The organism is Micromonospora sp. NPDC047467 (assembly GCF_040643095.1).
Classification (GTDB): Bacteria; Actinomycetota; Actinomycetes; order Mycobacteriales; family Micromonosporaceae; genus Micromonospora.
In genome coordinates this window covers 568,500-582,127 of sequence record NZ_JBEYTO010000001.1, presented here as the reverse complement: position 1 = coordinate 582,127, position 13,628 = coordinate 568,500, and the positions used below count along the sequence as shown (strand labels likewise).

The 13,628-nt window shown below is 71.9% G+C and carries 14 protein-coding genes; 10 read left to right on the top strand and 4 right to left on the bottom strand.

From position 1 onward, the window contains the following. Positions 1 to 29: 29 nt before the first annotated feature. The 6 genes from ABZ780_RS02365 to ABZ780_RS02340 are packed head-to-tail and all read left to right on the top strand — an operon-like array spanning position 30 to position 4,890. Positions 30 to 878: a hypothetical protein gene (locus tag ABZ780_RS02365; RefSeq protein ID WP_357483288.1), complete on the top strand. Its 849-nt coding sequence runs from the start codon at positions 30 to 32 to the stop codon at positions 876 to 878. Continuing rightward, a complete protein-coding gene (locus tag ABZ780_RS02360) occupies positions 875 to 1,894 on the top strand; it encodes an ABC transporter substrate-binding protein (protein ID WP_357483285.1) in 1,020 nt (339 codons plus the stop codon). Before ABZ780_RS02365 ends, ABZ780_RS02360 begins: the two co-directional genes overlap by 4 nt. Then, positions 1,891 to 2,985 carry an iron ABC transporter permease gene (locus tag ABZ780_RS02355; protein ID WP_356999515.1) on the top strand — a complete coding sequence of 365 codons (1,095 nt, stop codon included), beginning with the start codon at positions 1,891 to 1,893 and terminating at the stop codon, positions 2,983 to 2,985. Before ABZ780_RS02360 ends, ABZ780_RS02355 begins: the two co-directional genes overlap by 4 nt. Beyond that, positions 2,982 to 3,905: a heme ABC transporter ATP-binding protein gene (locus ABZ780_RS02350; RefSeq protein WP_356999512.1), complete on the top strand. Its 924-nt coding sequence runs from the start codon at positions 2,982 to 2,984 to the stop codon at positions 3,903 to 3,905. The genes ABZ780_RS02355 and ABZ780_RS02350 overlap by 4 nt, the downstream gene beginning before the upstream one ends. After that, entirely contained in the window at positions 3,902 to 4,585 is a 684-nt protein-coding gene (locus ABZ780_RS02345) for a biliverdin-producing heme oxygenase (protein WP_357483282.1), read from the top strand. Before ABZ780_RS02350 ends, ABZ780_RS02345 begins: the two co-directional genes overlap by 4 nt. Beyond that, on the top strand, positions 4,582 to 4,890 hold the full coding sequence (locus ABZ780_RS02340) for a DUF2470 domain-containing protein (protein WP_356999507.1): 309 nt from the start codon (positions 4,582 to 4,584) through the stop codon (positions 4,888 to 4,890). The genes ABZ780_RS02345 and ABZ780_RS02340 overlap by 4 nt, the downstream gene beginning before the upstream one ends. Before the next feature lie 47 nt (positions 4,891 to 4,937). On the opposite strand, the gene ABZ780_RS02335 is transcribed toward ABZ780_RS02340, so the two are convergent. After that, on the bottom strand, positions 4,938 to 5,954 hold the full coding sequence (locus ABZ780_RS02335; protein ID WP_357483279.1) for a LacI family DNA-binding transcriptional regulator: 1,017 nt from the start codon (positions 5,952 to 5,954) through the stop codon (positions 4,938 to 4,940). 260 nt (positions 5,955 to 6,214) lie between these two features. On the opposite strand from ABZ780_RS02335, the gene ABZ780_RS02330 reads away from it, so the two are divergent. Next, the gene (locus ABZ780_RS02330) at positions 6,215 to 8,569 is read left to right on the top strand and encodes an AbfB domain-containing protein (RefSeq protein WP_357483276.1); all 2,355 of its coding nucleotides are present in this window, start codon (positions 6,215 to 6,217) and stop codon (positions 8,567 to 8,569) included. A gap of 88 nt (positions 8,570 to 8,657) precedes the next feature. After that, entirely contained in the window at positions 8,658 to 9,707 is a 1,050-nt protein-coding gene (locus ABZ780_RS02325) for a zinc-dependent alcohol dehydrogenase family protein (protein ID WP_356999500.1), read from the top strand. 43 nt (positions 9,708 to 9,750) lie between these two features. On the opposite strand, the gene ABZ780_RS02320 is transcribed toward ABZ780_RS02325, so the two are convergent. Next, entirely contained in the window at positions 9,751 to 10,362 is a 612-nt protein-coding gene (locus ABZ780_RS02320) for a copper resistance CopC family protein (protein WP_357483274.1), read from the bottom strand. A 10-nt stretch (positions 10,363 to 10,372) separates the two neighbouring features. Then, on the bottom strand, positions 10,373 to 10,954 hold the full coding sequence (locus ABZ780_RS02315; RefSeq protein WP_357483272.1) for a hypothetical protein: 582 nt from the start codon (positions 10,952 to 10,954) through the stop codon (positions 10,373 to 10,375). A gap of 299 nt (positions 10,955 to 11,253) precedes the next feature. On the opposite strand from ABZ780_RS02315, the gene ABZ780_RS02310 reads away from it, so the two are divergent. Then, positions 11,254 to 11,562, top strand: a complete 309-nt coding sequence (locus tag ABZ780_RS02310) for a hypothetical protein (protein WP_357483269.1) — start codon at positions 11,254 to 11,256, stop codon at positions 11,560 to 11,562. A gap of 80 nt (positions 11,563 to 11,642) precedes the next feature. Here ABZ780_RS02310 and ABZ780_RS02305 read toward each other — a convergent pair whose 3' ends face one another. Then, a complete protein-coding gene (locus tag ABZ780_RS02305) occupies positions 11,643 to 12,506 on the bottom strand; it encodes an SDR family NAD(P)-dependent oxidoreductase (protein WP_357483266.1) in 864 nt (287 codons plus the stop codon). A 117-nt stretch (positions 12,507 to 12,623) separates the two neighbouring features. On the opposite strand from ABZ780_RS02305, the gene ABZ780_RS02300 reads away from it, so the two are divergent. Further along, positions 12,624 to 13,595 (top strand): helix-turn-helix transcriptional regulator, encoded by a 972-nt coding sequence (locus ABZ780_RS02300; RefSeq protein ID WP_357483263.1) that lies wholly within the window; start codon positions 12,624 to 12,626, stop codon positions 13,593 to 13,595. Positions 13,596 to 13,628 lie beyond the last annotated feature (33 nt).

Here is a 13,628-nt window from a genome sequence, read left to right as displayed (position 1 = left end):
CCCTGGCGATACATCTTGTGAGGAGTCCGATGCGAGCACTGCGTCGCGCCGCTCTGCCCGCCGCCTTGATTACGGTGAGTGTCGTCGTCGGTGCGCTTCCGGCATACGCCGGCACCGCCCGCGGCCCCGGAGGTCAGACCCTCACCGCCACGCCGAGCACCGGGGTGAGCCGGGCCGGGACGAGCGTCACCGTCACCGGCAGTGGGTACGACACCACCAAGGGCATCTACGTCGGATACTGCATCGACAACGGCGCCGGCCAGACACCGACACCCTGCGGCGGCGGAGCCGACACCAGCGGCAGCCTCGGCGCCTCGCACTGGATTTCGAACAACCCGCCCAGCTACGCGGGTGACCTGGCAACCCCATACGGCTCGGGTGGCTCGTTCCGGGTCACCGTGAAGATCACCCCGACGATCGGCGACGTCGACTGCACGGTTCGCCGGTGCGTGGTCGCCACCCGCACCGACCACACCCGACCCGCCGACCGATCCCAGGACGTACGGGTGCCGGTGACCTTCGCCGCCGCGCCCGCACCGAGCCGCAGCAGCGCGGCACCACGCGCGACCGGCAGTGGCACCGCCGCCGGTGCGGCCCAGCCGGGCAGCGCCGGCACGTCCGCCGCCGGGCCGTCGACCGCGGCCCTTCCGTCGGCCGCCGGGACCGCCGCTGGCGGCGCGACCGGCGGCGCACCGGTCGACGCGGGCGGCACCGCCCCGGCGGTCGGCACCGCGTCCGCGCAGGCCGAGGTCACCCGGGTCAGCGCGGCATCGAACGTCGACGTCGGCCGCTGGTGGCCGGTCGCGCTCGGCGCGATCCTCGTGCTCGTGACGCTCCTGATCGGACTGCGCCGCCGGCGACGGAAGCTGGCCCAGTGAACCGCCGCACCGCCGTCCTCTCCGCCCTGCTCGTCCTGCTCGCCGGCACCGCGTTCGGCTGCGCCGAGCAGACCGTCGCCGCCCCGTCGGCCACCACCTGCGGTCCGGTCACCGCCACCGTCGGCCAGTCCGACGTCACACCGCTCACCCCGACACCGGTTCCCGCCCTGCCGGTGACCATCACCTCCGCCGACGGCGTCCGCACCACGGTCACCAACGCCGACCGGATCCTGCCGGTGAACCTGTACGGCTCGATCGCCGAGATCGTGTTCAGTCTCGGCCTCGGCGGCAACGTCATCGGCCGGGACACCGCCACCACCTTCCCCGCCGCCGCGCACCTGCCCGTGGTCACCCCGGCCGGGCACGACCTCTCCGCCGAGGCGGTGCTCGACCTGAGCCCGAGCGTGATCATCGCCGACGACAGCATCGGCCCACCGGAGGCGCTGAAGCAGTTCCGCGCCTCCGGGATCCCGGTCGTGCTGGTCGATGCCGAGCAGACGCTCGCCGGGGTGGGTGCACACGTCCGCGCGGTCGCCGCCGCTCTCGGCGTCGTCGAGGCCGGCGACCAGCTCGTCAGCCGGGTCGAAGGCGAGATCGCCGAGGCGAAGCGCGGCGTACCCCGGAACACGGCACCCCGGGTCGCCTTCCTCTACCTGCGCGGCACCGCCGGTGTCTACCTGATCGGCGGCGAGGGCGCCGGATCCGACGCCATGATCGAGGCAGCGGGCGGCGAGGACGCCGGCAGCGCGATCGGGCTGTCGAAGTTCCGTCCGCTGACCAGCGAAGGCCTGATCAACGCCGCCCCGGACGTGATCCTGGTGATGAGCGGTGGGCTGGCATCCGTCGGCGGTGTCGACGGGTTGCTGAAACTCCCCGGCGTCGCGCAGACCCCCGCTGGTGCCGCCCGTCGGATCGTCGACATGGACGACGGCGTCCTGCTCACCTTCGGCACCCGTTCCGGGCAGGCCGTCCAGGCCCTGGCCCGCGCCGTACACGCGTGCGGAGCGGCGTCATGACCGATGTGGACACACGTCCCGTCGCACGGCCGGGCCCCGGACGCCCCGCCGGGAAGCACCCCCGGCGTGGCCGGCTGCTGGTCGCCGGGCTCGCGCTCGCCCTGCTGGTGGTCGCCCTGGTCGCGGCGGGTCGCGGGCAGGTCCAGATCTCCCCGGCCGAGGTGCTCGGCTCGATCCTGCACCGGCTCGGTCTGGACGTCGGCAGCCTGCCAGCCGCCCCACAGGGCGAGAACGCGCTCTGGATCGTCCGCTTTCCCCGGGTGGTGCTCGCCGCCGTGGTCGGCGCCGCGCTCGGCTCTGCCGGGGCCATCATGCAGGGCGTCTTCGGCAACCCACTGGCCGAGCCAGGTGTCATCGGCGTCTCCGCCGGAGCCGCGGTCGGCGCCGCGCTGGCCATCGCCGCCGGGGTCACCGTCCTCGGCGCCTGGACCGTGCCGGCGGCCGCGTTCGCCGGTGGGCTCGTCACCACGTACCTGGTCTACCTGCTGGCCCGGTCCAACGGCCGGACCGAGGTGGTGACCCTGGTGCTCACCGGCGTCGCGGTCAACGCGGTCGCCGGGGCGGCCATCGGGCTGCTCATGTTTGTCGCCGACGAGTCCGGCGTACAGTCCATCGCCTTCTGGAACCTCGGCAGCCTGGCCCAGGCCAACTGGTCGGCGGTCTATCTGGCCGCGCCGTGCCTGGCACTCGGTCTGGCCGTCGCTCTCGTCGACGCCCGCCGGCTCGACCTGCTCGCGCTCGGCGAGCGCTCGGCCCGGCACCTCGGCGTCGACGTGGAGCGGCTGCGGATCCGCATGATCGTGGTCACCGCGCTGCTCGGGGCCGCCGCGGTCGCCTTCACCGGCATCATCAGCTTCGTCGGCCTGGTCGTCCCGCACCTGGTGCGGATGGTCGCCGGGCCGGGCCACCGGGTGCTGCTGCCGGCCAGCGCGCTCGGCGGTGCGATCGTGGTGGTCCTCGCCGACCTCTTCGCCCGTACCATCGTCGAGCACCAGGAACTTCCGCTCGGCGTGCTGACGGCGGTGGTCGGCGGGCCTGCGTTTTTCTGGCTGCTGCGGCGCACCCGGGAACGCTCCGGAGGTTGGGGATGAGCCGGACCGAACGGATGGGCGCCGAACGTTTCCGGCTGTTCGGCCGGCGACGGCGGGTCGCCCCGCCGCACGCGCCGACCCACACCCCGGACGTACGCATCGACGTCGCCGGACTGCGGGTGCAGCGCGCCGGCCGGCCCGTGCTGGACCAGGTCGACCTGCGGGTACGCGCCGGCGAGGTGCACGCCCTGGTCGGCCCGAACGGCGCCGGCAAGTCCACCCTGCTGGCCGCGATCAGCGGCGATCTGCCGGCCACCGGCACCATCGAGGTGGACGGCCGCGCGCTGCGGGAGTGGTCACCGGCGGAGTTGGCCATGCGCCGGGCGGTGTTGACCCAGCGCAGCACCCTGAGCTTCCCCTTCACGGTCGAGGAGACGGTCCGGATGGGACGGGCGCCGTGGGCCGGTCTGCCCGAGGAGGAGCAGGACGACGCCATCGTCGCCGAGGCCATGAGCCTGTGCGACGTCGCCCGCCTCGCCTCCCGGCAGTTCCCGTCGCTCTCCGGTGGGGAGCAGGCCCGCGCCGCGCTGGCCCGGGTGCTGGCCCAGCGCGCTGCGGTCCTCCTGCTCGACGAGCCGACCGCCGCGCTCGACCTGCACCATCAGGAGTTGGTCATGCGGATCGCCCGGGATCGCGCCGCAGACGGGGACGCCGTCGTCGTCGTGCTGCACGACCTGGCTCTGGCCGGGGCGTACGCCGATGTGATCACCCTGCTCGGCGACGGCCGGGTCCGCGCCGTCGGCCCACCCGCCGAGGTGCTCACCGCCGCGCTGCTCAGCGAGGTGTACCGGCACGACATCGAGGTCGTCCCGCACCCGCGCAACCAACTGCCGCTGGTCGTACCCCTTCGCCACCACCCCGCCGCGCACCCGTCAACGACGCCATCGACCGGCCTTACCGCGACTTCGGAGAAGACATGAGTGACACCACGACCCCGTTCTCGGCCCGCGTCCGGGCCGCCACCGCGGGAGCCCACGAGACCGCGGAGTCCCAGCGGTACGTCTCCGCCCTGCTGGCCGGAGAGCTCGACCTGGCCGGATACGCCGACCTGGTGGTGCAGCACCACGCCATCTACGCCGCGCTGGAGGCCGCCGGTGACCGGTTGCGCGATGACCCGCTGGCCGGGCCCTTCGTCGACGCCGCGCTGATCCGGCTCCCCGCCCTCGAAGCGGATCTGGCGCACCTGGTCGGCCCCGACTGGGCCGACCGGACCGTACGGACTCCGGCCACCGTGGCGTACGTAGAGCGGATCCGGGAGGTCCGTGCGGACTCGCCGGAGCGCTTCATCGCCCACCACTACACCCGTTACCTGGGCGACCTGTCCGGCGGCTTGCACATCGGCCGGTCGGTGGCCCGACACTACGGTCTCGACGACGGAGCGGGGGTGGCCTTCTACCGCTTCGACGACATCCCGCGCCCCAAGGTGTACAAGGACGCCTACCGGGCCCGGTTGGACGCGCTGCCGCTCGACGAGGCGACGGCGAACGCGCTGCTGGAGGAGGTACTCGTGGCATACCAGCACAACACCGACGTCTTCGCCGCGCTGGCCGGACACGTGCCGGCCGGTGGCGGCACCGATGCCACGGCGGCCGTGGCATGAGCGGGCAGCCGTTCGGCCCGGACGTGGTCGCTGCCGTCAGCCGGCACATGAACGACGACCACGCCGCGGACACCCTGCTGATCTGCCGCTCTCTCGGCGGCTGCCCGACGGCCACCCAGGCCCGGACGACCGGTCTGGACGCCGACGGGATGGACTTCGTGGCCACGGTGGACGGCCTCGATGTGGCGGTCCGGGTCCCGTTCGCCCACCGGCTCACCGAACGTGCCGAGATCCGCCGCGAGGTGGTCCGGATGTACCGGGAGGCCTGCGAACAGTTCGGCATCGAACCCCGCCCCGCCGGCTGACAGCGCCGCGCGTCTGCGGGCCGGTGTAGTGGCTTGCGCGGGCCGGTTCAGCCGGCCCGCGCGGCGGTGCTCTCCCGGCGGATCAGCTGGAACGGCGTCTGCACCGTGAGCGGGCCGGCCACCGGCGTGCTCTCGATCCGGGCGACGAGGCGCCGCACCGCCAGCCGGCCGATCGCCTCCTTGTCCGGCGCGATGGTGGTGAGGGTCGGCGCGCCGAACCGCCCCTCCTCGATGTCGTCGATGCCGACCACCGCGACATCCTCGGGCACCCGGCGGCCGGCCTCGGTGAGGGCACGCAGCGCGCCTATCGCGATCAGGTCGTTGTAGCCGAACACCGCGTCCGGTGGCTCGTCGAGGGCGAGGAGGTCCCGCATGGCGCGCCTGCCCTCCATCCGGTCGAACCCGTCGGTGCGGGCGACCAACTGAGGGCTGAACGGCAGGCCGGCCGTGGCCAGGGCCTCCCGGTAGCCACGGAGGCGCAACTGCGCCGACTGTCGCTCGTCGCCGGGTGGCGCGCCGATGAACGCTATCCGGCGGCGGCCGATCGCCACCAGGTGCCGGATCGCCGCGTGGCTCGCGGCCACGTTGTCGATGGCGATGTGGTCGTACGGCGTGTCGTAGACGCCCTCGCCGATGAGCACCAGGGGGGTGCCGGCCCTGCGGTCGAGCACCTCGGCGCGGCCGACGCGTACCGGGCTGAGAATCAGACCGTCGATGATCTGGCGCCGGGAGCCGTCGAGGAGCAGCTGTTCCGCATCGCGGTCGGCGGCGGTGTTCTCCATCACCAGGGTGTAGCCGAGCCCGGCCGCCTCCCGGATGGCGATCTCGGCAAGCTCGGCGAAGTAGGGGTTGGTCAGCTCCGGAATGGCCAGGGCGATCAACCCGGTACGCCCCCGGCGTAGGTGCCGGGCGCTGAGGTTGGGGCTGTAGCCGAGTTCGTCGACCGCCTGCTGCACGCGCTGGCGGGTCCGCTCCCCCACCGGTCGGTATCCGTTGACCACATTGGAGACAGTGGCCAGCGAGACACCCGCGCGCTCGGCGATGTCCTTCAGGCTGACGCCCATCGACCCACCCTTTCCGGAGACCACCCGAGGGTGGCGGTCGGCGCGGACCACCCGAGTATGCATCGACAGACATTGACCGAACGTCCGCCGCTCATCTATAACGTTATATAGATACGGCGGATGTCAATAGTGTTGCCGATCGTCGTTGATGGAACCCCCGCCGACGTCCTCCGCCCCTGCCCAGCGACCACCGGATGCCCACCGCCCGCGCGCTTCGGGCCAGCTGCACCGCCCGCGGCGACTCGTCCCCCGGAGACGGCATGACACGTCGAGTCCCCATCCGCCCCGCCCTGCCCCTGCTACTCATCCTCACCCTGGTCGCCGGCGTACTCGCCGCGCCCACCCGGGAGGCACAGGCCGCCCCGGCCAAGACCCCGCCGCTGACCACCCCCTGGACCAGTCAGGCGCTGGTCGGCACACCGCTGCCGGAGTACCCGCGACCGCAGATGACCCGACCGGACTGGCTCAACCTCAACGGTGAGTGGCAGCTGCGACAGTCCGCCACCGACGACGCCCCCCAGTTCGGCACCAACCTGCCCGAACGGGTAAACGTGCCGTTCCCGGTGGAGAGCGCCCTCTCCGGGATCCAGCGGGCCGCCAACGACAACCGCAACTACCTCTTCTACCGGCGTACGGTCACCGTCCCGCCGAACTGGTCGGGCCGACGGACGCTGCTGCACTTCGGCGCGGTCGACTGGCAGAGCACCGTCTGGGTCAACGGCGTACGCGTCGGGGCGCACACCGGCGGCTACGACGCCTTCACCTTCGACGTGACCCCGCAACTGCGTGCCGGCTCGAACGAGATCGTCGTCAAGGTGTGGGACCCCACCGACACCCGGCAGAACGGCAGTCTCCCGGCGATCGGCAAGCAGACCAAGACACCCAGCGGGATCTTCTACACGCCCAGCTCCGGCATCTGGCAGACGGTGTGGATGGAGCCCGTGCCGGCCGCGTCGATCAGCAGCGTGGACGTCTACCCGAACCTCGCCAACAACACCCTGCGCGTACGGGTCTTCACCCGGGGCGACGTCAGCGGTCACAGCGTGCTCGCCGAGGCGCTGAACGGCAGCACCGTGGTCGGCTCGGCCACCGGCGGCTTCACCGAGTTCAGTGTGCCGGTGCCCAACGCGCGCCGCTGGTCACCCGACGACCCGTTCCTCTACAACCTGCGGGTCACGCTGCGCAACGCCGGCGGCGCGACGGTGGACCGCACCACGCACTACTTCGGCATGCGCGAGATCACCACGGGCCTGGTGAACGGGGTGCTGCGCCCCAAGCTCAACGGTCAGTTCGTGTTCCAGGTCGGCACCCTCGACCAGGGCTTCTGGCCGGACGGTTTGTACACCGCACCCACCGACGCGGCGCTCGCCTTCGACCTGCAGAAGCACAAGGACCTCGGCTTCAACATGGTTCGCAAACACATCAAGGTCGAGCCGCAGCGCTGGTTCTACCATGCCGACCGCCTCGGCCTGCTTGTCTGGCAGGACATCCCGTCGATGACCGCACAGGACGTCGACGCCAACGACGCCCAGCAGGCGCAGTTCGAGACCGAGGCGCGGGAGATCGTCGACGAGCATCGCAGCTCCCCGGCGGTCGTCGCCTACACGACGTACAACGAGGGTTGGGGTGAGCGGAACCTGGCCGACACCCGGCGGGTCGGGCAGAACATCAAGAACCAGGATCCCACCCGGCTGGTCAACACCCACAGTGGCTACAACTGCTGCCAGTCGCTCGGCAACCCCGGCAACGGCGACATCGACGACTGGCACGTCTACCTGGGGCCGGACTCCCCCTCGCCCTCGGGCAGCCGGATCGCCGTGCTCGGCGAGTTCGGCGGTCTGGGCCTGCACACGCCCGGCCACGAATACAGCCCCAACGGCCAGTTCTTCGCCTACGAGTGGCAACCCACGTCGGCGGCGCTCACCGATCGCTACGTGGGGCTGGTGCAGGGCACCCAGAACCTGATGCTCGGCAAGGGGCTCAGCGTCTCCGTCTACACCGAGATCACCGATCAGGAGGGGGAGCTGAACGGCTTCCTCACCTACGACCGGCAGGTGATCAAGATGGATCAGGCCCGGGTCCGCGCCGCCAACACCGCCCTCATCAACGCCTCGAAGTCGATCGGCAGCTCCGCACCCGTCGCCCTGCCGGTCAACACCCGCCGGTCGTTGCAGGTGACCACGCCCGGCTACACGAACAGGTACCTGCGCCACCAGAACAGCCTGGCGTACACCGAGGTGGTCGAGGCGAGCAGCTCGGCCCTGCTCAAGAACGACGCCACGTACACCATCCGGCCCGGCCTGGCCGACACCAACTGCTACTCGTTCGAGTCGGTCAACTTCCCCGGGCAGTACCTGCGGCACCAGGAGTCCCGGGTCCGCAACTCGCCGAACGACGGGACCGCGCTGCTGCGTGCCGACGCCACCTGGTGCGCCCGGGTCGGTCTGACCGGCAGCGGCGTGTCGCTGGAGTCGTACAACTTCCGCGGCAAGTTCCTGCGGCACTACAACTCGGAGGTCTGGCTCAGCAACGGCACCGGCGGCGACGCGTACAACACGCCAGCGCTGTGGGCGGCCGACAGCACCTGGAACATCGCCATGCCCTGGGCGCCCTGACCGGCGTGTCCGCCGGGGTCGGCCACACCTGGCCGGCCCCGGCGGGCAGCTGAACCGGCAGCCCAGCGAACGTGTGAGGATACGGGCCATGCGTGCCGTGATCTTCGACGAGTTCGGAGCCCGCCCCGAGGTCCGCGACGTCCCGGACCCGGTGCCGCCGCCCGGAGGCGCCGTCATCCAGGTCGAGGCGACCGGCCTGTGCCGCAGCGACTGGCACGGATGGCAGGGACACGATCCCGACATCCGCCCACCCCACGTACCCGGTCACGAGTTCGCCGGTGTCGTCACGGCGGTCGGCGCCGACGTACGCGGCTGGCGGCCCGGCGACCGGGTCACCGCGCCCTTCGTGTGCGCGTGTGGGCGGTGCCCGGCCTGCCTCGCCGGCGACCAGCAGGTCTGCGAGCGGCAGACGCAGCCCGGCTTCACCCACTGGGGGTCGTTCGCCGGGTACGTGGCGCTGCACGACGCCGACGTCAACCTTGTCCGGCTCCCCGACGAGCTGGGCTACCCGGCCGCCGCGGCGCTCGGCTGCCGGTTCGCCACGGCGTTCCGCGCGGTGGTGCAGCAGGGGCGGGTGGCCGCGGGTGAGTGGGTGGCGGTGCACGGCTGCGGCGGTGTGGGACTGTCCGCGGTGATGATCGCCGCGGCCTGCGGTGCGCGGGTGGTGGCGGTCGACATCGCACCGGGCGCACTCGACCTGGCCCGGAGCTTCGGGGCCACGGTCTGCCTCGACGGCGGCGCTCTCACCGGCCCCGGCGCGGTGGCCGCCGCCGTTCGGGACGTGACCGGTGGCGGAGCGCACCTGTCCCTCGACGCCCTGGGCAGTCACGCCACCTGCACCGCCTCGATCGAGAGCCTGCGGCGCAGGGGACGCCACATCCAGGTCGGGCTGCTTCCCCCCGCCCAGGGTCGTCCGGCGCTGCCGATGGAGTTCGTGATCGCGTACGAGTTGGAGCTGCGCGGCAGCCACGGTATGGCCGCGCACGCCTACCCGGAGCTTCTGGGGCTGGTCACCGCCGGTGTGCTGCGCCCGGCCGACCTGATCACCCGCACCATCGGCCTCGACGACGTGCCCGACGCGTTGGCCACGATGGACCAGCCCACCACGGGCGGAATGTGTCTCATCCGCCCGCGGTGAGCGGGTCACGCGTCGCACAACGTCCGGTCTCGGTCAGCGGCGCCTACCCGCGTTCCGCTGGCTCCGACGCATATCCGTGCTCCGCTGGCTCCGACGCGACGGTGCGACGTCGGCGCGCGGGACGCAGCAACAGGACGAGCACGACGATGAGCACGAGGCCGTCGGCGACCAGCAGGGTGGCGCCGAACGGGTCGATGCCGTGGGCATGCCCCTCGTTGTCCGGGATGGCGTCGAGGATCTCGCCGGTGTCGCGGGGCACCGTGCCGGTGCCGACACTGAATCGCAGCGCGCCGCTGTCGTCCTGCCCGTTGGTGAAGGTGATGTGGTAGGCGACGCTGTAGTCACCGGCCAGGGTGACGCGAACCGGCTGGCGTAACCCGGTCTCCCCGGCGGTGCTGACCTTCCCGTCGTTGACCGTGGCCCCGGTGCTGTCGCGGACGGTGACGTGCGACAGCACCGGGTCGGCGCTGGTCGAGAGCCGCAGGGTGATCTCGTCCGGCGTGGTCGCCAGCACGGAGTCGCCGGCCGGGGTCACCGCCAGCACGCGAGCCGGTTCGCTGCCGGACTGTCGGACGGCGACCCCGACGACGGCGGCGACCCCGACGGAGGCCAGGGCGGTGGCGACCGCCAGGGTGCGACGGCGTGCGGCGGACAAGACGGCCCGCTCAGCCGACGGACGTCAGCTGGCGCTGGTCCGTGGGGGCGCAGGTGCACTGCGTCTGCCGCAGCTCATCGTCGTTCGGACGCAGGTGCAGGTACATCGCGACCAGCATCGGGATGAAGACGACCGAGTTGTAGAACAGGTGCAGCTCGACGCGGGGCACGATGAGCTGCGCCAGGCTGGTTGGGGCGGCCGCGCCGGGCAGCAGGAAGCCCATCTGGACCTGCAACAGCAGCAGCAGGTGCTCGATGTGATGCCAGAACTGGATCACCAGAGCGATCGTCCACCAGGTTTTCGCCCGGCCGACGAATCCGGGACGCAGGGCGAACAAGCCGATCAGCATGACGATCGCGTACGCGTAGTGCAGCCATTCCGAGCTGACCAGCCACGGGAACGGCATGCCCAGGACGCCACGCGCCTGCGGGCGGGCCCATCCGAGCCCCCAGATCTGGAAGGCCTGCACCAGATGCTCGGCCCAGTGGGCGAGCACGATGGCCATGTACAACCAGAGGACCGTGCGATGGTGCGGTCCGTTGATCGCACCCATCAGCCCGCGACGCGAGGTGCTTTCCTTGGCCACGCTCATGTGTCAACTCCATCCAGGGGGCTGGATATCTCAGCACACACACTAGGCGTCACCATGCCGTCACTCTTCTTCGCGGTTGCGCACTTTCGACGACCAGGTTTGGGCCCACAGCCCAAAAACGGCGCTCCGCTGGCGACCCCGCGACGGAGGCGATGACTTTTCCGGCCCCCGGCCGTCATATCTGCAAGCACGGCACGAGGCCGACAGACGACCGGGGAGTGGTACGTGACAGTGGTTCAGGCGACCCGATCCCCACTCCCCTGCGCACGCGGCGCGTACGGCCTGCGTGCCGCCTGCTGATGGACGATGGCGAAGGACCGTTCTCCTTCCTGCGCTCCCGACTCGGGCCGGACATGGGGATGCGGGTGGTGGCCCTGCCGCCGGGCGGTGCGCTCGACTACGACGAGGCCGACTGGCGGGACGCGATCGTCGTGATCGAGCAGGGCCAGGTCGAGCTGGAGGCGGTCAGCGGCACGCGACAGACCGTCGGGTGCGGCGACGTGCTGTGGCTGGCCGCTCTGCCGCTGCGGGCGCTGCACAACCGGGGTGCGGTGACGGCTCTGCTGGTGGCGGTCTCACGCCGGCACCCTCGTCCACCCGACGCCTGACACCACCGGCCGACCGCCGGGGCGCGCTCGCCGCGCACACCCCGGCGGCCTGCTCCGGCGAACTCACCGACGCGGCGTCGTCACCTCGACTCCTCGGTGATGTCGGTGGTGGTGGCGAGGGCGTGGCCGGCTTCGAGGTCGGTGACGAGGTTCTGGACCTGGGCGGTGGCCAGCGCGTACGAGTCGGAGCCGAGGACCTGGTGCAGGGGCGCGGTGCCGGCTCGGGCGATGGTGATGATCGCGGCGGCGGCCTTCACGGGGTCACCGAGCTGCGTGCCGGGCATGGCGAGGTGGTTGGCGGTCATCTCGCGGATGCTGTCGTAGCCCTCGGCGGCCTGTGCGGGCAGGCGCAGGCTGTGGGTGCGCAGGAAATCGGTGCGCAGGTAGCCCGGCTCGACCAGGTTGACGCGGATCCCGAACTCGGCGACCTCGCCGGCCAGCGAGCCGGTGAGGCCTTCCAGGGCGAACTTGACGGCACAGTACGCGCCCCAGCCGGGGAAGGTGGTCAGCCCCAGGATGGACGAGACGTTGATGATGTGGCCGCTGCGGCGGGAGCGCATACCGGGCAGGACGGCACGCAGCACGTTCCACGCCCCGAAGAGCTGCACGTCGAACAGGTCCCGGGCCGCGGCGTCGGTGACCTCCTCGACCGCGGCCAGCAGACCGTAGCCGGCGTTGTTGACGACGACGTCGATGGCACCGAAGCGGTCGTTGGCGGCTGCCACCGCCGCGGCGACGCTCTCCTCGTCGGCCAGGTCGACCGGCAGGGCCAGCAGCCGGGACGTGTCGACGGGGCTGAGCGCCGCGGTCAGCCGCTCGGTCGAGCGGGTGGTCGCCACGACGTTGTCACCGCCGTGCAGCAGCTGCTTGACCAGCTCGAGACCGAGCCCGCGGGAGGCGCCGGTGACGAACCAGGTTGCGGGTGCGGTGGTGGGATACGGCATGTGGATGCTCCTTGACGGCTCACTTCGACGCGTCCTCCCGGGGCGGGGGACGCCATTTCATGCTGCTGCCGCACACCTGCCCCGGACACCGTCAGCCCGGCCCAGCGCTACCGGGGTATGCCATGCCCAGTCAACGTCTGGCACCGCGCCGCCGGCGCGGCCACTATTGGCGGCATGGCAGGGCGCGGAGATCTGGGTGACTTCTTGCGGAAGTGCCGGACGGACACGACACCAGAGGCCGGCATTCCTGGCTATATCCGTCAACCCGGACGACGGGTGCGCGGCCTGCGCCGGGAGGAGGTGGCTCAGCTCGCCGGCGTGAGTGTCGACTACTACACCCGGTTGGAGCAGGGCCGGCACACCAGCCCGTCGGAAGCGGTCCTGGACGCGCTGGGGCGGGTCTTCGGGCTCGACGCGGCTGCCCGCGCCCACCTCACCGACCTGGCTCGGCCGGCCCGGCGCCGCGTCGAGCAGGCCCCGCCCCAGCGGGTCCGGCCGGCACTGCAACAGATGATCGCCTCGATGGTCGACCACCCGGCCTTCGTCGTCGGCCGCCGCACGGACGTCCTCGCCTCGAACGTGCTGGCACGCGCCCTGCTCACCGACTGGACACGCCTGCCGCCCCGGCACCGCAACTACACCCGGTGGGTCTTCCTCGACCCGGCCGCCCGGGACGCCTTTCTCAACTGGCCGACGGTGGCGGCCGAGGTGGTCGGCACCCTGCGTCTCTACGCCGGGCGGTTCCCCGACGACCCCCAGCTCAACGAACTGGTCGGCGAGCTGACCATCAAGAGCCCGGAATTCCGCACCTGGTGGAACGGCCACCGCGTGCACGAGCGCACGCACGGCACCAAGCACATGCGCCACCCCGCCGTAGGCCCCATCACCATCCGGTACGAGGCGCTGGCGCTGCCCGGCGACGAGGAGCAGACGCTGTTCGTCTACACCACCGACCCCGGAAGCCTCTCGCACGACAACCTGCGCCTGCTCGCCCTCCTGACGGCCCAGCACCAGACGGACCGCACGCCCTCCGGCGGCACTCCGACGCGCGAAGCGTCGGCGCGGGACAACGTCACCGACTCGACCTGACCCGTCGGGTGAGCCCGCGGATCGGGCCGGGTG